Origin of the sequence: Halomonas sp. Cn5-12 (assembly GCF_021532545.1) — a bacterium.
GTDB lineage: Bacteria > Pseudomonadota > Gammaproteobacteria > Pseudomonadales > Halomonadaceae > Vreelandella > Vreelandella aquamarina.
The window spans coordinates 1-18597 of record NZ_JAKGAY010000023.1; the positions used below are offsets into that span (position 1 = coordinate 1).

The 18597-nt window shown below is 58.5% G+C and carries 18 protein-coding genes, 3 tRNA genes and 1 rRNA gene; 13 read left to right on the forward strand and 9 right to left on the reverse strand.

Going from position 1 to position 18597, the window contains the following annotated elements:
• Positions 1–103, forward strand: a 5S ribosomal RNA gene (gene rrf / locus L1249_RS12455); the annotation flags it as partial.
• Between the two features lie 138 nt (positions 104–241).
• On the opposite strand, the gene hisC is transcribed toward rrf, so the two are convergent.
• The gene (gene hisC, locus L1249_RS12460) at positions 242–1303 is read right to left on the reverse strand and encodes a histidinol-phosphate transaminase (protein ID WP_172416520.1); all 1062 of its coding nucleotides are present in this window, start codon (positions 1301–1303) and stop codon (positions 242–244) included.
• 192 nt (positions 1304–1495) lie between these two features.
• Between hisC and L1249_RS12465 the strand changes: the two genes are divergently transcribed.
• The 4 genes from L1249_RS12465 to mnmH all read left to right on the forward strand — a co-directional run bounded on the left by L1249_RS12465 (position 1496) and on the right by mnmH (position 5574).
• Positions 1496–1945, forward strand: coding sequence for a copper resistance protein NlpE N-terminal domain-containing protein (locus L1249_RS12465; protein ID WP_044630451.1), 450 nt, complete (start codon positions 1496–1498; stop codon positions 1943–1945).
• 101 nt (positions 1946–2046) lie between these two features.
• Complete coding sequence (gene radA / locus L1249_RS12470; protein WP_044630452.1) at positions 2047–3417, forward strand: DNA repair protein RadA; 1371 nt, start codon at positions 2047–2049, stop codon at positions 3415–3417.
• A gap of 31 nt (positions 3418–3448) precedes the next feature.
• Positions 3449–4489 (forward strand): selenide, water dikinase SelD, encoded by a 1041-nt coding sequence (selD, locus tag L1249_RS12475; RefSeq protein WP_390623236.1) that lies wholly within the window; start codon positions 3449–3451, stop codon positions 4487–4489.
• A complete protein-coding gene (gene mnmH, locus L1249_RS12480) occupies positions 4486–5574 on the forward strand; it encodes a tRNA 2-selenouridine(34) synthase MnmH (protein WP_044630454.1) in 1089 nt (362 codons plus the stop codon). Before selD ends, mnmH begins: the two co-directional genes overlap by 4 nt.
• Positions 5575–5593: 19 nt before the next feature.
• Here the strand turns inward: mnmH and L1249_RS12485 are convergent, their stop codons facing one another.
• Positions 5594–6286: a type 1 glutamine amidotransferase gene (locus L1249_RS12485; RefSeq protein ID WP_044630455.1), complete on the reverse strand. Its 693-nt coding sequence runs from the start codon at positions 6284–6286 to the stop codon at positions 5594–5596.
• A 140-nt stretch (positions 6287–6426) separates the two neighbouring features.
• On the opposite strand from L1249_RS12485, the gene L1249_RS12490 reads away from it, so the two are divergent.
• The gene (locus L1249_RS12490) at positions 6427–7035 is read left to right on the forward strand and encodes a YjaG family protein (protein WP_054645224.1); all 609 of its coding nucleotides are present in this window, start codon (positions 6427–6429) and stop codon (positions 7033–7035) included.
• Positions 7036–7062: 27 nt separating this feature from the next.
• Here L1249_RS12490 and hisF read toward each other — a convergent pair whose 3' ends face one another.
• From hisF to hisB, 4 genes are all read right to left on the reverse strand, one after another.
• The gene (hisF, locus tag L1249_RS12495; RefSeq protein WP_044630457.1) at positions 7063–7836 is read right to left on the reverse strand and encodes an imidazole glycerol phosphate synthase subunit HisF; all 774 of its coding nucleotides are present in this window, start codon (positions 7834–7836) and stop codon (positions 7063–7065) included.
• Positions 7833–8579 carry a 1-(5-phosphoribosyl)-5-[(5-phosphoribosylamino)methylideneamino]imidazole-4-carboxamide isomerase gene (gene hisA / locus L1249_RS12500; protein ID WP_044630458.1) on the reverse strand — a complete coding sequence of 249 codons (747 nt, stop codon included), beginning with the start codon at positions 8577–8579 and terminating at the stop codon, positions 7833–7835. Before hisA ends, hisF begins: the two co-directional genes overlap by 4 nt.
• Before the next feature lie 11 nt (positions 8580–8590).
• Positions 8591–9232: an imidazole glycerol phosphate synthase subunit HisH gene (gene hisH / locus L1249_RS12505; RefSeq protein WP_044630459.1), complete on the reverse strand. Its 642-nt coding sequence runs from the start codon at positions 9230–9232 to the stop codon at positions 8591–8593.
• A gap of 79 nt (positions 9233–9311) precedes the next feature.
• Complete coding sequence (hisB, locus tag L1249_RS12510) at positions 9312–9905, reverse strand: imidazoleglycerol-phosphate dehydratase HisB (protein WP_044630460.1); 594 nt, start codon at positions 9903–9905, stop codon at positions 9312–9314.
• A 173-nt stretch (positions 9906–10078) separates the two neighbouring features.
• Here hisB and L1249_RS12515 point away from each other — a divergent pair, with 173 nt between their 5' ends.
• The 7 genes from L1249_RS12515 (at position 10079) to L1249_RS12545 (ending at position 14878) form a co-directional block, all read left to right on the forward strand.
• Positions 10079–10561 carry a GNAT family N-acetyltransferase gene (locus L1249_RS12515; protein WP_044630461.1) on the forward strand — a complete coding sequence of 161 codons (483 nt, stop codon included), beginning with the start codon at positions 10079–10081 and terminating at the stop codon, positions 10559–10561.
• Positions 10561–12894 carry an AsmA family protein gene (locus L1249_RS12520; RefSeq protein WP_228168366.1) on the forward strand — a complete coding sequence of 778 codons (2334 nt, stop codon included), beginning with the start codon at positions 10561–10563 and terminating at the stop codon, positions 12892–12894. The genes L1249_RS12515 and L1249_RS12520 overlap by 1 nt, the downstream gene beginning before the upstream one ends.
• Positions 12895–12996: 102 nt before the next feature.
• Positions 12997–14094, forward strand: coding sequence for an A/G-specific adenine glycosylase (mutY, locus tag L1249_RS12525; RefSeq protein WP_228168365.1), 1098 nt, complete (start codon positions 12997–12999; stop codon positions 14092–14094).
• 51 nt (positions 14095–14145) lie between these two features.
• Positions 14146–14421, forward strand: a complete 276-nt coding sequence (locus L1249_RS12530; protein WP_044630464.1) for an oxidative damage protection protein — start codon at positions 14146–14148, stop codon at positions 14419–14421.
• 152 nt (positions 14422–14573) lie between these two features.
• Positions 14574–14649, forward strand: a tRNA-Phe gene (locus L1249_RS12535).
• A 6-nt stretch (positions 14650–14655) separates the two neighbouring features.
• Positions 14656–14730 (forward strand) — tRNA-Gln (locus tag L1249_RS12540).
• Between the two features lie 72 nt (positions 14731–14802).
• Positions 14803–14878: transfer RNA gene (locus L1249_RS12545), tRNA-Thr, on the forward strand.
• Between the two features lie 456 nt (positions 14879–15334).
• Here L1249_RS12545 and L1249_RS12550 read toward each other — a convergent pair.
• From L1249_RS12550 to L1249_RS12560, 3 genes are all read right to left on the reverse strand, one after another.
• Positions 15335–15805 carry a phosphate-starvation-inducible PsiE family protein gene (locus L1249_RS12550; protein ID WP_228168364.1) on the reverse strand — a complete coding sequence of 157 codons (471 nt, stop codon included), beginning with the start codon at positions 15803–15805 and terminating at the stop codon, positions 15335–15337.
• A gap of 28 nt (positions 15806–15833) precedes the next feature.
• A complete protein-coding gene (locus tag L1249_RS17690) occupies positions 15834–16328 on the reverse strand; it encodes a PAS domain-containing protein (RefSeq protein ID WP_197746130.1) in 495 nt (164 codons plus the stop codon).
• A gap of 222 nt (positions 16329–16550) precedes the next feature.
• Positions 16551–18578 (reverse strand): ATP-dependent Clp protease ATP-binding subunit, encoded by a 2028-nt coding sequence (locus L1249_RS12560; protein WP_442908437.1) that lies wholly within the window; start codon positions 18576–18578, stop codon positions 16551–16553.
• Positions 18579–18597 lie beyond the last annotated feature (19 nt).

Genomic DNA, 18597 nt, shown 5'->3' on the forward strand with positions numbered 1-18597 from the left:
GCGAGCGTGAACCACCTGATCCCATGCCGAACTCAGCAGTGAAACCGCTTAGCGCCGATGGTAGTGTGGGGTCTCCCCATGCGAGAGTAGGTCATCGTCAGGCACTTATACCGCAAAAAACCCAGCCAAACGGCTGGGTTTTTTGTTGCGCCGCAGAAAATTGCCGAAGAGATCATGAAATAAAAACCCAGCCATATGGCTGGATTTTTGCATTTAAGCACTCAGAGAGCTGGATAATCCATTAACCGGAGAGTGACTCTAGGGCTTCAATGAAGCTATCCATCTCATCGTCGGTGCCGATGGAAATACGCAGGAAGTTGTTGAGTAGATTGGTATTGAAGTGGCGTACCAAAATACCTCGCTCCCGAAGGCCCGCAAACAGCTGCGCACCGGCAAAGTCAGGGTGCTGAGCCAGCAGGAAGTTGGCTTTTGAGGGCAGTACCTCAAAGCCCAGCCCTTCCAGCCGTTGGCGGGTTCGCTCACGGGTAGTAATGACGTTGTCCCGGCAGGCGTTGAAGTGCTGGGTATCTTTCATTGCCTCAATACCGACCACACTGGCTAAGCTATCGACCGGATAGGAGTTAAACGAATCTTTTACCCGCTGTAAGCCTTCGATTAGCTCAGGGGAGCCAATCGCGTAGCCTAGACGTAAGCCCGCCAGACTGCGTGACTTGGAAAAGGTACCGGTGACCAGCAGGTTCGGATAACGCTCGACCAGTGCCACCGTGCTCTCTGCGCCAAAATCGACATAGGCTTCATCGATCAACACCACGCGATCCGCCACACGTTTCAGCAGTGCTTCGATGCTCTCAAGGGAGTGAGCGTGGCCAGTAGGCGCATTGGGGTTGGCAAAAATCACCCCGCTACGTTCGGAATCGTTGGCAAGCGCATCCAGGTCGACTTCCCATTGATTGTTAAGCGGATGCTTGCGCAGTTCCACGCCATACAGGTTGGCATACACCGGGTAGAAGCTGTAAGTAATTGACGGTACATCCAGCGGTGCCCCATGGCAGAAGAACGCCTGGAACGCGAACGCCAGCACTTCGTCAGAACCATTGCCAACAAAGGTTTCTGCTACGCTTACACCATACGTGTCTGCCAAGGTTTCACGCAGGGCCAAGGACGTCGGATCAGGATAGAGACGCAAATGATCAACTGCATAGTTGCGTAGTGCCTCGCTGACACCAGGGGCAGGTGGGTACGGGTTCTCGTTTGTATTGAGTTTGATAACGCGTTCACGGGGCTGCTCGCCTGGCACGTAAGGGGTAAGCTCCCTAACGGCTGGGCTCCAATATTGGCTCATAAGGGTAACCTGATTATCCTAGCGGTAATGGCACCATGGTCGCCTGATGGCCGCTAGAGCGCAAGCATTCCCATGCAGGCTAGGTGAGAACTTACTTCTACGTCAGAGGGGGTGGGCGTCGCACCTTGTAGCGGTTATGCTGTCATAAGCGCGCGAAAGAAATGTATGTCCAACACGATAAGGAGACACCCAATGCAATTCAGGAGTTTGCTAGCCGGTTCGGCTATGTTGGCACTGTTGGCGGGCTGCGCAGCTGGCCCAACGGATCAGCGCGAAGATGCAGGCATGACCGCATCACAGGCTAACTACCAAGGCACTCTGCCTTGCCGTAACTGTGACGGCATTGACCTGGATGTAACGTTGGTGGGAGAAGAGATGAGCGCCCCGGAAGAGCGGACGTTCACGCTGGATGCGACTTACCGTAATCACCCCCAGACACCGCCGGACGAGAACTATGCCGGTAACTGGGAAGTGTTGACCGGTACGCCCTCTGACCCCGATGCGACGGTCTACGAGCTGACGCCGAACGGCGACGGCCAAATCTACTACTTCCAGCGTATCGATGAGCGTACCTTGGAGCTGATCGACCCTGAGCGCCGCCGTTTCGAAAATGGCGAGATGCTGCAGCTACAGCGTCAGTAAGACCTTACGCGACGCTCGAAGGCGGCCACTGGCCGCCTTTTGCATTTCTGAGCACTCTTCTAGCCTTTAGTACGTGACGCAAGAGAAGGAGCAAACAGGCAGTGGCAAAAGCGAAAAGTGCCTTTGTCTGCACCGAATGCGGTGCAGAGTACCGTAAATGGCAGGGCCAGTGTACGAGCTGCCAAGAGTGGAACACGCTAACGGAGGTCAAGCTGGCAAGCGCTCGCCCCGGTAGCGGCACCACTACCGGGCGCGCCGGGTACGCAGGCGATCTATCACGAGATGTAGTCGACCTCAGTAATGTCGATTTAAGCGAGGTGCCAAGGCTGAGCTCCACCTTTGCAGAGTTTGACCGCGTGCTAGGCGGCGGCTTGGTGCCGGGCTCCGCCGTTTTGTTGGGTGGCAACCCAGGGGCTGGTAAATCGACGCTGCTGCTACAAACTGCCTGTAAGCTTGCCCAGCAGCGGCGTATTCTCTACGTCACGGGGGAGGAGTCGCTTTCCCAGGTGGCTATGCGCGCCCACCGCCTGCAGCTACCCACTAACGGGCTGAAGATGCTAGCGGAAACCAGCGTAGAGACCATTCTAGCGGTGGCCGAGCGGGAGAAGCCGGAAATATTGGTCATCGACTCCATTCAGACCATGCACTTGGAAGATATCAGTTCTGCCCCTGGCGGCGTTGCCCAGGTACGCGAATCCGCTGCCGCGCTTACCCGCTTTGCCAAGCAGACTAATACCGTGCTGCTGCTGGTGGGCCACGTCACCAAGGATGGCACCCTTGCGGGTCCCAAAGTGCTAGAGCATATGATTGACGCCTCGCTGCTGCTGGAAGGCGGTGCCGACTCCCGCTTTCGGACGCTGCGTGGGCAGAAGAACCGCTTTGGCGCGGTCAATGAGTTGGGCGTATTCGCCATGCTGGAGCAGGGGCTGAAAGAGGTGAAAAACCCCAGCGCGATATTTCTTTCGCGTCAAGAGGAGCAAGCGCCGGGCAGTCTCGTCATGGTGGTGTGGGAAGGTACGCGACCCATACTGGTAGAAGTACAGGCGTTAGTGGATGAGTCAGCGCTGGGCAATCCCCGCCGTGTGGCTGTGGGGGTCGATCAAAACCGCCTCGCCATGCTATTAGCCGTTCTTAACCGTCACGGCGGACTGTTTACCGGCGATCAGGATGTATTTCTTAACGTGGTGGGCGGTGTCAAAGTGCTGGAAACCAGCGCCGACCTCGCCGTGCTCTTGGCGGTCGTGTCGAGTCTGCAAAACCGCGCTTTACCGAAAGAGCTGGTCGTGTTTGGCGAAGTGGGTTTGTCCGGTGAGATACGCCCGGTACCCAGTGGGCAGGAGCGTATTGCAGAAGCGGCCAAACACGGTTTTCTTCGCGCTATCGTACCGCGTGCCAACGCCCCTAAGCAGGCACCCAAAGGCATGGAAGTGATCCCCGTGGATAAATTGAGCGATGCGCTAGAAGCGCTGTAACTTCGGCTATGCTTATCTAAAAAGGAGAGGGATGATGAGTTCGATTCGATTAACCCAATATAGCCACGGAGCGGGCTGCGGCTGCAAAATCGCCCCGGACGTACTCGATGGCATTCTCGCCAAGGCCGGACCGGCAGCCGGGCATCAGCGGCTGATCGTGGGCAACCAGGGGCGTGAAGACGCCGCCGTATACGATCTCGGCGACGGTCGCAGCATGATTGCCACCACCGACTTTTTCATGCCTATTGTCGATGACCCTTTTGATTTTGGCCGTATTGCCGCGACCAACGCCATTAGCGATGTGTACGCCATGGGTGGCACACCGGTCATGGCACTGGGCATTTTAGGCTGGCCGCTGGATAAACTTGGCCCAGAAATCGCCGGTGATGTGGTGGCGGGTGCCCAGGCCGTTTGCCGTGAACTGGGCATTGCCCTGGCCGGCGGTCACTCCATTGATGCCCCTGAGCCGATGTTTGGTTTAGCAGTGAACGGGCTGGTCGATCTTGAGCACTTAAAACTCAACAGCCAAGCTAAGCCCGGCGACCTGCTGTTTCTCACTAAACCGTTGGGCGTCGGGCTATTAACCACAGCGGAAAAGCGCGGCTTGCTAGAAGCCGGGCATCATGGCCTAGCCCGTGAAACCATGCTCAAACCCAACACCATTGGTATCACGCTCTCCAAAGTGAAGGGCGTCAACGCCATGACGGATGTTACCGGCTTTGGTTTGGCAGGGCATCTCACCGAAATGTGCAGTGCCAGCGGTGTGATGGCGCAGATTGATTTCCGCCGTCTGCCCCGGTTAGCTGAAGCGGAAGGCTATCGCCGCCAAGGTGCCGTGCCCGGCGGCACCGTACGCAATCGCGACGCCCTGGGTAGCGCGCTGCCCGTCATGGATGAAGCCCACTGGCAGTGGCTCTGCGACCCGCAAACTTCTGGCGGGCTGCTGATTAGCGTAGACCCCGCATGGGAAGATGACGTTGAGCGTATTGGTCGTGAGTACGGCCTAACGTTGGAGCCGTTCGGTACCCTAAAAGCACCCCAGGGAGACGCTAAAATCGAGGTTATTGGATGACCCTGCCGACCACGCCTGCGTCCCTTAAGGTGATTGCGTCAAACACGCCGCTGATTGATGTACGCGCCCCGGTAGAGTTTGCCCAAGGCAGCCTGCCGGGGGCGGTCAACCTACCGCTGATGGTGGATGAAGAGCGCCACCAGGTAGGCATTGCCTACAAGCAGCAGGGCCAGCAAGCCGCCATCGCGCTGGGTGAGCGGCTGGTCAGCGGTGAAATAAAGCAAGCGCGTGTCGCCGCTTGGCAGGCCTACTTAGCCCAGCACCCGGATGCGAGTATCTACTGCTTTCGCGGCGGTCTGCGCTCGCAAATTGCCCAGCAGTGGCTTGTCGATGCAGGGCTTCATCGCCCACGCATTGAAGGCGGCTGGAAAGCGCTACGCCAGCAGCTCTGCCAACGGATTGACGAAGCCGCGCAGCAGCCTATGCTGGTGGTGGCAGGGCTCACCGGCTGCGCTAAGACGAAGCTGATTAACCAACTGCCCAACGGCATTGATTTGGAAGCCTGCGCCAATCATAAAGGTTCTGCTTTTGGGCGGCAGCCCGACGAACCCACCACCCAAATCGATTTTGAGCACGCGCTGGGCCAGCGTTTGATTGGGCAGCCGGGTAAGCTTGTGTTGGAAGATGAGTCCCGACAGATTGGCAATGCCAATCTCCCGCTCGATTTTTGGCATGCCCTACAGCAAGCGCCGCGTATTCGTATCGAAATGCCGCTAGATTGGCGGCTAGATCAGCTACGCCGCGACTATATCGAAGCGCTAGAGCAGGGTTACGCCGCTCGCTTTGGCCCAGAGGAAGGGTGGCAGCGCATGCAGCGTCAACTGGCGAGCGCGTTAGAGCGGCTGGCAAAACGCCTGGGCAATGCCCGGCTACAGCGTTTGCAACGTATGCAGGCCATGGCTTTCCGTGCCCATGCCGCCGGGGATATCCAAGCCCATGAGGCGTGGCTTGCCCCGCTGCTGACCGAATATTACGACCCGCTCTACCGTTACCACTTGGAGAAACAGCAGGGAAACCGGCCCACAGAACTTCATATAGGCGATTGGGAGAGCTGTCTCGCCGCTGCCAAACAGTGGAGTGCTTAGCGGCGGCAGGTGGTGGGGGTTAAGCGCGTTTCAGCCACTGGGTCATGACGCGATCTAACAGCGGTGCCAAGCGCTGAAAGCGCGTGGGGTCTTCCAGTATCTGCTCATCGGTTTGCACAAAGTGCCCGCTGGAAGGGCTTTTCGCCGTGGGCCGCTCGTTGGCGTTCAGCAGCGGTGCTACGCTGGCCTGGGTCGTTTCAAAGTGGCATAGCAGGCCCGCCACGCGGCCTGCGTCCCAGCTAAACCCTTGCAGCGGGGAGGCGGCACTGCCGCCTAATGGTAGCGCGCCATCGGGTAGGCTAAACACCAGGCGGTGCCACATAAAGGCCTCAAACTGCTCGGGTAGGTCGAAGGTGCTTTCCGAGGCTAGAGTGACGGTATGCCAGCCGGTTTCGGGGTAGGTGCCAGGGGCGACGACCGCCTCAAGCGCTTCCGCGATCCATAGCGCCCCTAGACCAATGCCCAGAATAGGTTTTTGGCCGTCCAAGTAGCGATTGATCAGTTTGCGCTCCGCTTTATGCCAAGCGGGCGGTTCGCTCAACAGGGCTTCGGGGCCATCTAGCACGATGAGCGCATCGCACTCCCCAGGGCGAGGCGTGAGTTCGCCCGCGTAGAGGTGAAAAACGGTGTAACTATGGCCCATACTCTCAAGCCAGTCGGTCAGACGGGCGGGACCATGGTCAGGGCCGTGCTGTAGCAGATGAATATGCATGGTAATCTCCTCGCCGGCCGAGCACATCAAACGCCGCGGGGTCGCCCGCTGCGTGGGTGCGACGATAACGCATCGCGTTCATTTCACCAACTCAGTTTCATAGACTCAGTTTCACAAACCTAGTGACTCAGGAATTCAGCATGGTGGCTAAACCCCCAGGATTTTATCAGCGGCTTCAACTGCTGCCGCTGCCCGCCCAGCAAGCCTTTATGGCAGCACTGTGCGAGCGGCTGTTACCCAACTACGCCCTTTATGAGCAAACCAGCGGCCATGGCGATGGGCACACCCTGCGCACTGTGCTGAATCTTGTATGGGAGCGCCTTAGCGTACCCAACGCCAGCATCGACTTTGCCCGCCAAGCGGAAAAGCTGGCCGAATGCGAGCCGCCGGAGGGCGATGAGAGTTTTGGCGCACGTCGGGCGCTGGATGCGGTCGTGTCGATCTCTGCGTTACTCGATACGCTGCAAGGCGAATCCCCCGAAGCCGTGCTGGATGTCAGCCGCACCTCGCGGGCTGGTGTACGGGCGTTCATCGAACTCACCGAAGGGGAAGTGGACGCTCAAGCATTGGCGCTGATCATTCGCGACCATCCGCTGATGGAAGACGAAAACGACTTCCAAGATGCGGTTCTGGAAGCGGTCAGCGGGTCGATCAATAAAACAACACTCAAAGAGATTCGCACGCTTGGGCGCAATAACGGCATTAGTAATTTGGGGCTAACACTGGATGAGGAAGCCGGGGCAGAGTAACTGCCCCAGCCTAAAACGTCGCGCGGCTTATAAACGCATTTCGATGCCGCGTTCGGCCATATAGCGTTTTGCTTCTGGAATGGTGTACTCGCCAAAGTGGAAGATACTCGCGGCCAGTACCGCATCGGCACCGCCTTTCAGCACGCCATCCACCAAATGATCTAAATTGCCGACGCCGCCGGAAGCAATCACCGGCACACTCACCGCCTCAGAAATGGCATGGGTGACACCCAGATCAAAGCCAATCTTAGTGCCGTCACGGTCCATGCTGGTCAGCAGCAGCTCGCCTGCGCCAAACTCGACCATTTCCTTGGCCCACTCCACCGCATCCAGGCCGGTGGGGCGACGGCCGCCGTGGGTGAAAATCTCCCAGCGGTCAGGCTCGCCTTCCTTAGACACTTTTTTAGCGTCAATCGCCACCACAATGCACTGGCTGCCAAAACGCTCGGCGGCTTCACGCACAAATTCGGGGTTCGTCACCGCCGCGGTATTGATTGAGACCTTATCGGCCCCAGCGTTCAGCATGGTGCGGATATCGTCGCAGGTACGAATGCCGCCTCCCACGGTTAAGGGAATAAACACCTCACCCGCAATACGCTCGACCATATCCACCGTGGTGGCGCGGTCTTCGTGGCTCGCGGTGATATCAAGAAAGGTGATTTCATCGGCACCCTGCTGGTTATAGCGCTGAGCGATCTCCACCGGGTCGCCCGCGTCACGAATACCCACAAAGTTAACGCCTTTCACCACGCGCCCGGCATCCACATCCAGGCAGGGGATAATGCGTTTGGCTAAGCTCATTCGCTACCTCCACTCAACTGATCGCTTAAGCGCTGGGCTTCAGCGACATCCAGGCTGCCTTCGTAAATCGCCCGTCCGGTAATTGCGCCCAAAATGCCGCTATCGGCGACATCGCACAGGGCACGAATATCGTCCAGATTGGTTACGCCGCCGGAGGCGATCACCGGTAGGCCGCCTTCGCGGGCCAGTGCGGCGGTGGCTTCCACATTGACACCCTGCATCATGCCGTCGCGGGCAATATCGGTGTACACAATGCTGGAAACACCGTCGTTAGCGAAGCGCTTGGCAAGCTCGGTAGCTTTGACGGTGGAGACTTCTGCCCAGCCATCGGTGGCCACATAGCCATCTTTGGCATCCAGGCCAACAATAATGTGGCCAGGGAAGGCGCGGCACATTTCACCCACAAACTCAGGCTCTTTGACCGCTTTGGTACCGATGATCACGTAAGAAACACCGGCGCTGAGGTAGTGTTCAATCGTCTCTGCCGAGCGGATGCCACCGCCAATTTGAATCGGCAGGTTCGGGTAAGCGCGGGCAATGGCGGTGACCGCCTCACCGTTCACCGGCTTGCCTTCAAAGGCACCGTTCAAATCCACTAGGTGCAAACGGCGCGCGCCTGCTTCTACCCAGCGCGCGGCCATGGCCACCGGGTCGTCGCCGTAGGAGGTCGCATCGTCCATGCGGCCCTGCTTTAAGCGCACACACTGGCCGTCTTTGAGATCGATCGCGGGAATTACCAACATAGTGAAACCTCTCAGGGCGTCCAGGTGACAAAATTTTCCAGCAGGCGCAGGCCCGCACGGGAGCTTTTTTCCGGGTGGAACTGCACGGCAAAGGTGGCATCGCGGCCAATCGCCACGTGAGCGCTCACACTGCCGTACTGGGTGGTGCCGAATACCTGGGCATCGTCGGCGGCATTGACGTAATAGCTGTGCACGAAATAGAAGTGCTCATGATTATCGATGCCTGCCCAGAGCGGGTGGTCGTGGTGTTGATTCACCAGGTTCCAACCCATGTGCGGTACTTTCAAGCGCTGCTCTTGCGCGTCGCGCATATTGGCCGGGAAGCGGTCTACGCTGCCTTGGAAAAACCCCAAACAGTCCACGCCGCCATTCTCTTCGCTGCGCTCCATCAGCATCTGCTGGCCCACGCAAATGCCCAGCAGCGGTTTGGCTTGGCGGGTTAACACGTCATCCACTAGGCCGCGCAGTTCGGTGCGTTCGAGTTCGCCAACGCAGTCACGAATCGCCCCTTGGCCCGGCAGCACTAGACGGGTAGCGCCCAGAATACGCCGTGGGTCGCGGGTGATGATCACATTCTCATGGGTGACGTGCTCAAGCGCTTTAGCCACGGAGTGTAGGTTGCCCATTCCATAATCGATTACCGCAATGGTCATGAAGCGCTCCTTAAGGTCGTGGGCGATAGATTCGTAGGCGAGAGGCGTGCCGTTACGCCGCTAACCGCAACGATCGGCATTATAAGCTGCCTTTGGTAGAGGGCATTTGCCCAGCCATGCGCGGGTCTTCCGCAACGGCCATACGCAGTGCGCGGCCAAAGGCTTTGAAAATGGTTTCGGCCTGATGGTGAGCATTAAAGCCTTTTACGTTGTCGATATGCAGCGTCACTCGAGCATGGTTCACAAAGCCTTGGAAAAATTCCCAGAACAGCTGCGTATCCATACTGCCAATGGTATCGCGGGTGAACTCGACATTCATATAAAGGCCGGGGCGGCCGGAGAAATCAATCACTACCCGAGAGAGCGCCTCATCCAGCGGCACATAAGCGTGGCCGTAGCGGTAGATGCCGCGCTTATCGCCAATGGCCTCGTTGAATGCCTGGCCCAGGGTGATGCCCAAATCTTCAACGGTGTGGTGGTCGTCGATATGCAGGTCGCCTTTGGCATGAATATCGAGATCTACCATCCCATGCCGAGCCACTTGATCCAGCATGTGGTCTAGAAACGGAACGCCAGTTTCACAGTTCAAGCGGCCTTCGCCGTCAAGGTTGACGCTGACCGTAATCTGCGTTTCGTTGGTGTCACGGCTTACCGTGGCAATACGCGCTGACATGTTGCATCTCCTGCGCCGGGGCGCACTCTGAGGAATAATCGGCGGGCAGCAACTGCGGCCAAAACAACCATTATAGAGAATCGGCGCCCCCATCCGCTACAATGCGGGGAATGTCGCCGCTGTTTGCGGCGCTAACATAGCAGCCTAGCTGCGTTGGCAACGAGGATTTCACCATGCCGGTGACACTGCAATATGTCGACCAGGCCCGTTGGGAAGCAGAAGAGCAGGTGCGCATCGACTTAGTGCGCATATATGAAGACGCGCCCCAAGAGCGCATGCCCACTCCCACGGTTTTGCCATTTATCGAACAGCATTTAAAGGAACAGCAATTTTTTGCCTGTGCCCACTTCAATGACCGCCTGTTAGGCGCGGTGGCGGTGCAAGAAGCCGACGACCGCGCCTGGTGGCTGTCTGAGCTATGCGTGCGTAAAACTACGCGTCGTCGCGGTGTCGGCTCACGGCTGATGGCGCTAGTGGGCGAGCAAGCCAAGCAAGATGGCCGCGTACTGCGTATTGCTACCACCACTCTGCCGCTGGCAGACCGAGTACTGCTATCGAAATTAGGCTTTCGACCCGTTGCCGAGACCTCGTCTTCTGCCCCGGACCTGCCGGCGACCAGTGATTTTGTTGAGCTAGACCCACAAGGAAAAGGGTAATGAAACAGCTATTACGTATTTTGCTGGCCGCCATAGGCATTTTAGCCATTGTGGCAGTGGCCGCCGTGGTGTACGTCACCACCTTTTTAGACCCAGAAGACTTCAAACCACGCTTAACCGCTGTGGTAGAGGAGCAAACCGGCCTGAACTTAGCTCTGGAAGGCCCGATTACCTGGTCGTTTTACCCTCGTATTGGTGTCAGCGTTGAGCAGGCGCGCGCCTGGCTGCCTGATCAAGCACAAGATGAAACCGCCTTCGCCGCCATTAACCGTGCTGAAGTGAGCGTTGCCTTTGCTCCGCTGCTGCGCGGAGAGATTGCCGTGGATGGCCTGACGCTGGATGGCATGCGCCTCAATTTGGAGAAGAACGCTGAAGGCGAGGGCAACTGGCAGCCGCTGTTGGAGCGACTCTCTGAGCACAACAACGAATCCGCTGAAACCGTGCTAGCTCCGGCAAGTGCTGGCCCCAATGCCGATGCAGGCAGCCTCTCGGTGGTATTAAGCATCGCCAGCGTCGAAGTAAAAAATGCTGATATTCGTTACCGCGATGAGCAGAATCAAGCGCTCTGGCGGGTTCAGCCGCTGAATATTTCAGGCACCAATGTGAATCCGGTACGCTCCTTCCCGCTAAAAGCCATGTTCACGCTTACTAAGCATGACCGGCTGGATGCCGAAGAGCTTGAGCGCGCGCCAAACATGACCAGCGAGGTAAATCTTGAAACACGCCTGCGGCTTGGCCTAGAAGATGAACAGATCATCTTTGAAAACACCCAGCTAACCACGCATACCCGTCAGGGAGAAGCGAGCGAACCGCAGCAGCTCAGCTTAAAAGCGGCTGAAATTGTTGCCCGTTTAGCTGAGCAACAACTAAGCGTTACCGAAGGCGTGCTGGAAGCTGGGCTGCGCCACCCAGAAAACTGGCAAGGCAGTCTTGCCGTTGCCCTAGCATTTGGCCTGGAAACCGATTTTGCCGCCCAAACCGCGCAGCTTAAAGAGGTTCAGCTCACCGGGCCGGACGGCCTGCGTGTAAGCGGCCACTTGAATGTCGAGCAACTGCTGGACGCGCCGCAGTACAGCGGGCAACTGACCGCCGCGCCGTTTACGCTGCGGCCTTGGATTTCCCGCACGGGTGTGAAGCTCAATACTGCCAGCGAAGCCGCACTTAGCGATGTCGCGCTCACCAGCCCCATCGAAGGCAGCTTGAAGCGTATCTCCCTGCCGCGCCTCTCGCTGGTGGTAGATGACAGCACCTTTACCGGCGATATTGCCGCCGCGCTGGATGGTACCCAGCTCTCCTTCAACCTAGAAGGCGATACGCTCAATCTGGATCACTACCTGCCTGGCCCCGAAACCGCGCAGCAAGCCAGCCGTGGCCTGCTGCGTAAAGCCTTTGCTCAAACCAGCGGAACGCTGCTGCCCCAGGCATGGTTAAGTACGCTCACCCTTCAGGGCGATTTGAGCGTCGACCAACTGCTACTGGCTGGGCTGACTTTTGACGATACTCAGCTGGCGCTGCGCGGTGAAAACGGCAACCACCGCCTCACTGCCTTTGAGTCCCGTTTCTACGAAGGGGAATTGAGCGCCACCGGCCAGCTGGATGCCACTGGTGATGTACTGGAGTGGCAGCTCTCGCCCAGCATTAGCAATGTGCAGGTAGCACCGTTAATCGAAACCTTCAGCGAAGAAGAGGCCCCGCTGCGCGGACGCTTCAACCTAGACGGCGCGCTGACTACCCAAGGCAACCGCCGCGATGTGCTCACCAGCAACCTCAACGGCGAATTAACCGCGCGGCTCAACGATGGCGCGATTCTACGCACCAACATCTCCCGAGAGATGTGCGAGCTGGTCGCCCAGCTGGAAGGCCAGCAGGTAGAGCGCGAATGGCACCCAGACACTCGCTTTGAACGCTTTGACGCCACCTTCCAAGTGCGCAATGGCATTGTAGAGAGTGACGACCTGCTGATTACTCTGCCGGGCATCGACGTGCAAGGGGAGGGTGACTTCAACCTCAACAGCCTCAACTTCACGACACAGGTGAACGCACGGCTAGTGGATACCGCTGACGCCGCCTGCCAAGTCAACCCACGGCTTCAGCAGCTATCGCTGCCGGTACGCTGTGAAGGCCATGTAGGCGATGACAAAACCCAGTGGTGCCGTTTCGACCGCACCGCCTTCGAAGCATCGGTTGTTGATCTGCTGCGTAACGAAGCTGGGAGCCGAGTAGAAAAAGAGCTAGAAGAGCGGATTGGTGAATCCATTGACCGCATTGATGAGCGCTTAGGCGAAGGCGCAGGCCAAGAGCTGCGTGACGGTATTCGTCGCCTGTTTAACTAACCAAAGACGGCTTAACGCCTAACCGCGTTAACGCAACACGCACCGCACGCGCCGGCCTTACCGCCGGCGCTGTCGTTCATAGCGAGTGTTTAAGGAATAACAATGGCCGATATGCCCACGCCGTGCCTACCGGCGGAAGAGTTTCAACACCGGCTGCTCACTTGGTTTGACAAGCATGGCCGCCACGACCTGCCTTGGCAGTCGCCCCGCAGCGCCTACCGGGTGTGGGTGTCTGAAATTATGCTGCAGCAAACCCAAGTGGCTACAGTAATTCCCTACTTTGAGCGCTTTATGTCCCGCTTCCCCACGCTGGAAGCCCTGGCCACCGCTCCGCAAGATGACGTATTGCACCACTGGACGGGCCTGGGCTATTACGCCCGTGCCCGCAACCTGCACAAAGCGGCCCAGGTCGCCATGGAAGAGCACGGTGGCGAGCTACCCACCGAGAGCGTAGAAACGCTGATGGCGCTACCTGGTATTGGCCGCTCTACCGCTGGCGCGATTATCTCCCAAAGCACCGGCCGGCAGGCCGCTATTCTGGATGGCAATGTAAAGCGCTCGCTCACCCGTCTACACGCGGTAGCGGGCTGGCCGGGCAAGCCAGCAGTAGAACGCTCGCTGTGGGCGCTGGCCGAATACTTTACGCCCACCACACGGCTGGCGGATTACACCCAAGCCGTGATGGATTTTGGCGCGACACTGTGTAAGCGCAGCAAACCCGACTGTTTGATTTGTCCATTTAATGACGTATGCCGCGCCTACGCCCAAGGCGAGCCGCAGCGCTACCCAGAATCTAAGCCCAAAAAAGCCACCCCCACCCGCGAAACCATTATGTTGATGCTACGCGACCCACAAGGGCGCGTATGGCTAGAGCAGCGGCCACCTAGCGGCCTATGGGGCGGTTTATGGAGCCTGCCGCAGTTTGAGCGCCACAGCGAACTCAACGACTGGCTGGAAGACAACACCAAAGCCCCCGAGCGCCACGCTGCGCTGCCCAGCTTCACCCACACCTTCAGCCATTTTAAGCTGATGATTACGCCGCAGCCTGTTACCTGCAAACGAATCAGCGGCGTTCGCGAAAGCGGCGTATGGTATGACGTTAATCATCCGCCTGCGTTAGGCTTAGCGGCACCGGTTAAATCGCTGTTAAGCCAGTTGGCACCATTTACCCTAGACCCAACCCCAGGGCCTTCTTACTAACATCACAGGCTGACAGCCACCTACACACAACGTACTCAATAGGAGCACGCCATGAGCAACACGGTATTCTGCCGCAAGTATCAACAAGAGCTACCCGCGCTGCCGTTCCCGCCACTGCCGGGTAAGCAGGGCCAAGAGATTCAGGCCACGGTATCTAAAAAAGCGTGGGAAGAGTGGCAGGCGCTGCAAACCCGCCTGATCAATGAGAAGCACCTCAACATGCTGGAGCCAGAAGCACGCACCTATCTAATGGATCAGATGCAGCGCTTTCTAGATAACGAAACCACCGACCAAGCAGAAGGGTACGTGCCGCCCAGCCAGGCATAAACCTAGAAACGCAGCGCAAAGCCACGAATGGCGTGGCCTTTGCCACTTTTGGTTCAACGCCTGATGTGCCCTAAGCACGTGACTAGAAAGAAAGTTTCACAAAGGTGTTGACGAAAAGAGGAGCTTTTGGTTTAATACGCACCGTTGGCAAGGGCCAGATAGCTCAGTTGGTAGAGCAGGGGATTGAAAATCCCCGTGTCGGCGGTTCGATTCCGTCTCTGGCCACCACAACGTTGGGGTATCGCCAAGTGGTAAGGCACCGGTTTTTGGTATCGGCATTCCCAGGTTCGAATCCTGGTACCCCAGCCATTGCCAACAAGATTTCTTGTTGATTGGCTAGTCTAACGGCAACCCAATCAAGTTCTCAAGAAAATGCGAAGCGCCGACATAGCTCAGTTGGTAGAGCAACTGACTTGTAATCAGTAGGTCCCGGGTTCGACTCCTGGTGTCGGCACCACTTAAGTGGTTGAAAAGCAAAGCATTAGAGAATACAAAAGGCCACCCAAGCGGGTGGCCTTTTTTGTTGGGTCTATGGTGGGTATAGAAATACTGCAAGGTACTAGGCCTTCGATAAAAGTAAGGAAGACCTAGCCATTTCACAGCTGCACGAATTCCGGGACTCTGCGACCCCGTGTAGCGCTCAGGCCTGCTGGAAGAGCCTAGAGATTTTTTCTTGCCTGGGTGCTGCGGCTGGGATGGTCGTTGCCACCAAAGAAAAACGGTCTGCTTTCTGCTGGCTACGCACACCTGATCGCCACCCCCTATATACCTATTACCCTTCGAGAGCTTCAACGCGCCTGTAACATGGTGGTTGAAGCGTCGTTCTGGGGCGCAGGTCGGCGCTATAACTCGCCAGCGGTGCCACGACCTAGCATCGTGTCGATCGTCTAGACGATAAAGAGCCATGATCCAATCACTCGCTTATCCGGTCGTCGCGTTCACGCATGAGCCAATAGGTCAGACCTAAGGCCAGTATCATCCCCGCCAGGGCGGCCAGTTTGGCAGGATCAATGTCGGGGTCAAGGATGATGAACTTGCGGGCCAGTGCCAGGATCGCGATCAGAATGACGGTCTTGACCTGGATGATGCTTTCCTTACGCAGCGCCACTTTGACGATCGAATGCTTGAATTCCATCGCGATCAGGAGCGTCATGGTGGCACCGAATACCATCTGAAAAGCCTTATGATCCGTTGGATTCAGTGCATCCATGACGAGCAGCGTGAAGACGAGCCGAATCAACTGAATCAGCGACACCACGATGATGACGGCAATGACCGCCGACAGAACGAGAGCGACGACCTGCTCGAAGCGCTCGTAAACCGTCATCAACCGCCACTGGGAGCGCATTTCGTCAAGGGTCGTGTGGCCAGGTTCTTTATGCATAAGCGTTGCTCTCTCTTTCAATGAAACGTTAATGGAACGGGGAGTCCGAGCTGCCGTCCGGACGAAGACGGTATTGGTAAAGCATACCGGGAACGTGGCTGGCCAACTCTTCTCGCTGTCGGCGCATAGAGTTCAGCGCCTGCTCGACCCTCTTGAGATCGGTGATGTCCTCTACCGTCCCGTCTGCCGCTCTGGGCCGACCAGAGGCGTCGCCCTTGAATGTTGCCCGCAGGTGTATCCAGCGAACCTGCCCTCCGCTGACGATACGATACTGCAGATCAAGGGACTTTCCGCACATGGCAGCATCCCATGCCCTATCGAAGAGGGGGCGGTCTTCAGGGTGAATGCACTGCAGGAATCGCTCGAAGGCTATTGGCGCACCAACATCCAGGCCGAGCACGCGGCAGGCTTCATCGGAGCAAGTGAGGAGTTGCGAGCCAAGATCGAGATGCCAACTGCCAGAATGGGCATTCTGGTTAATCTGGTCGCCGTGTCGGGCTGAGATTTGAGGCGTCTCGTTCAAAGGTGACGCTCCTTAGGGGTGAAACAGAGGTTCCAAAGTTTCTGCAACTCGGAGCGCATTTCGTCAAAGATTGTGTGGCTGGGGTCGCTATGCATCGACTGGCCGGTGGCGCGTCCCACCAGGTGGGCCAGACCGGCAAGCGGTGGGATAGCGACCGCCAGCGACACGAGGGTGGCTGCCCATGTCAGCCCGTTGGGGTCGAACACGACAGCCACCCATCGCTCAAGATTCGCCGTCCGCCGGCTTCTTCTTGCGCGTAGCCTTGCTCTCGTCGCTAGGCGGTGCCTCGGCCACGTTCGCGGCATCGGGCTTTTCAGGCTCGGCCGGCTGCGCGGGTGGCTCCTGGCGCTCGAAGACCACCCGTTCGGCCTTGTCGTCCCAGCGGGCGTTGGCGTGATCGCCCTTGCCGATACCGCCACCCAGCATCTCGCGCGCCAGCGCGGTTTCCAGCTCGCTGCGGATCAGCCGCTTGAGTTCACGCGCGCCGAACTCGGGCTTGTAGCCTTCCTCCGCGAAGTGGTCGATCAAGGTCTGATCGAAGGTCAGCGTCACGCCCTGGCTGGAGGCGTTGCGGGCCACACGATCGAGCTGCAGGCCGACGATATGGCGGATCTCCTCCTTGCCCAGCGCATGGAAGACGATGATCTCGTCGATGCGGTTGATGAACTCGGGGCGGAAGTGTCCGCGCAGCACGTCCATCACCTCGGACTTGGCCTTCTCGTATTCCTCGCCGCCGGCACCGCCGGCCTTCAGCCGACGCTGGATGATGTCCGAGCCCAAGTTCGAGGTGGCGATGATGATGGTATTGGTGAAATCCACCACCCGGCCCTTGCCGTCGGTGAGCCGCCCGTCGTCGAATACCTGCAGCAGGATGTTGTAGACGTCGGGGTGCGCTTTTTCGATCTCATCGAGCAACAACACGCTGTAGGGTTTGCGCCGCACCTTCTCGGTGAGCTGGCCACCCTCGTCGTAGCCGACGTAACCCGGAGGCGCCCCCACCAGGCGTGCCACGGCATGGCGTTCCCCGTACTCGGACATGTCGATGCGCAGCAGCGCACCTTCATCGCCATAGATCGACTCGGCCAGCGCCTTGGCGAGTTCGGTCTTGCCCACGCCGGTCGGTCCGAGGAACAGGAAAGTCGCCACCGGCTTGCTGCCTTCGCGCAGGCCCGCCCGCGACAACCGCACGGCATCGGCCACCGCGCGCACCGCTTCGTCCTGGCCCACGAGGCGCTCGTGCAGCCGCTGCTCCAGATGCAGCAGCTTCTCGCGTTCTTCCACCGTCAGCTCGTTGACCGGAATGCCGGTCAGGCGCGAGACGATCTGCGCGACATGCTCGGCCTTGACTTCGGCGTTGCCCGAGGCGCGCTCGCGTTCCCATTCCTCGACGAGCTTCTTGAGTTCAGTCTCCTTGGCCTCGATGCGCTTGCCCAGCTCGGCGGCCTTGTCGTACTGCTTGCGCGAGGCCACATAGTCCTGCTCACGCCGCAGCTGGTGCAGTTCGGACTCCAGCTCTTGCACCGCCACCGGGCGGGCCGTGGCCGACAGCTTCACGCGTGCGGCCGCCTGGTCGAGCAGGTCGATGGCCTTGTCAGGCAAAAAGCGCGCGGTGATGTAGCGGTCCGACAACTCGGCGGCGGCGATGATCGCATCCTCGGTCATGCTGACCTTGTGGTGCGCCTCGAAGGTGTCGCGCAGGCCACGCAGGATCATCATGGTCTGCGCTACCGTCGGCTCGGGCACCATCACCGGCTGGAAGCGACGCTCCAGCGCGGCGTCCTTCTCGATGTACTTCTGATACTCGTTGAGCGTGGTGGCGCCGATCAGGTTCAGTTCGCCGCGCGCCATCATCGGCTTGAACACGTTGGCCACGTCCAGCCCGCCTTCGCCGCCACCCTGGCCGGCACCGACGATGGTGTGCACCTCGTCGATGAAGAGAATCAGCTCGCCCTGGTGCTCGGTCACTTCCTTGAGCACCTTCTGCACGCGCTCCTCGAATTCGCCGCGGTACTTGGCGCCTGCCACCATGGCGTTGATGTTGAGTTCCACCAAGCGCTTGTCGCGCAGCGTCTCGGGTACTTCGCCGGCGACCATCCGCTGCGCCAGTCCTTCGACAATGGCGGTCTTGCCGACGCCGGGCTCACCGATCAACACCGGGTTGTTTTTCTTGCGCCGGGCCAGCACCTCGATGGTGGTCTCGATCTCCTGCGCACGGCCGATGACCGGATCGAGCTTGCCGTCACGCGCCATTTTGGTGAGGTCGCGCGAG

What these genes read in the sequence shown, in the direction of transcription:
- L1249_RS12550 (WP_228168364.1), bottom strand. Translation starts at nt 15,805, where the DNA reads ATGCATAAAGAACCTGGCCACACGACCCTTGACGAAATGCGCTCCCAG.
- L1249_RS12530 (WP_044630464.1), top strand. Translation starts at nt 14,146, where the DNA reads ATGAGCAACACGGTATTCTGCCGCAAGTATCAACAAGAGCTACCCGCG.
- mutY (WP_228168365.1), top strand. Translation starts at nt 12,997, where the DNA reads ATGGCCGATATGCCCACGCCGTGCCTACCGGCGGAAGAGTTTCAACAC.
- hisH (WP_044630459.1), bottom strand. Translation starts at nt 9,232, where the DNA reads ATGACCATTGCGGTAATCGATTATGGAATGGGCAACCTACACTCCGTG.
- L1249_RS12560 (WP_442908437.1), bottom strand. Translation starts at nt 18,578, where the DNA reads ATGGCGCGTGACGGCAAGCTCGATCCGGTCATCGGCCGTGCGCAGGAG.
- L1249_RS12490 (WP_054645224.1), top strand. Translation starts at nt 6,427, where the DNA reads ATGGTGGCTAAACCCCCAGGATTTTATCAGCGGCTTCAACTGCTGCCG.
- hisA (WP_044630458.1), bottom strand. Translation starts at nt 8,579, where the DNA reads ATGTTGGTAATTCCCGCGATCGATCTCAAAGACGGCCAGTGTGTGCGC.
- hisC (WP_172416520.1), bottom strand. Translation starts at nt 1,303, where the DNA reads ATGAGCCAATATTGGAGCCCAGCCGTTAGGGAGCTTACCCCTTACGTG.
- hisB (WP_044630460.1), bottom strand. Translation starts at nt 9,905, where the DNA reads ATGTCAGCGCGTATTGCCACGGTAAGCCGTGACACCAACGAAACGCAG.
- L1249_RS12515 (WP_044630461.1), top strand. Translation starts at nt 10,079, where the DNA reads ATGCCGGTGACACTGCAATATGTCGACCAGGCCCGTTGGGAAGCAGAA.
- L1249_RS12485 (WP_044630455.1), bottom strand. Translation starts at nt 6,286, where the DNA reads ATGCATATTCATCTGCTACAGCACGGCCCTGACCATGGTCCCGCCCGT.
- hisF (WP_044630457.1), bottom strand. Translation starts at nt 7,836, where the DNA reads ATGAGCTTAGCCAAACGCATTATCCCCTGCCTGGATGTGGATGCCGGG.
- selD (WP_390623236.1), top strand. Translation starts at nt 3,449, where the DNA reads ATGATGAGTTCGATTCGATTAACCCAATATAGCCACGGAGCGGGCTGC.
- mnmH (WP_044630454.1), top strand. Translation starts at nt 4,486, where the DNA reads ATGACCCTGCCGACCACGCCTGCGTCCCTTAAGGTGATTGCGTCAAAC.
- L1249_RS12465 (WP_044630451.1), top strand. Translation starts at nt 1,496, where the DNA reads ATGCAATTCAGGAGTTTGCTAGCCGGTTCGGCTATGTTGGCACTGTTG.
- L1249_RS12520 (WP_228168366.1), top strand. Translation starts at nt 10,561, where the DNA reads ATGAAACAGCTATTACGTATTTTGCTGGCCGCCATAGGCATTTTAGCC.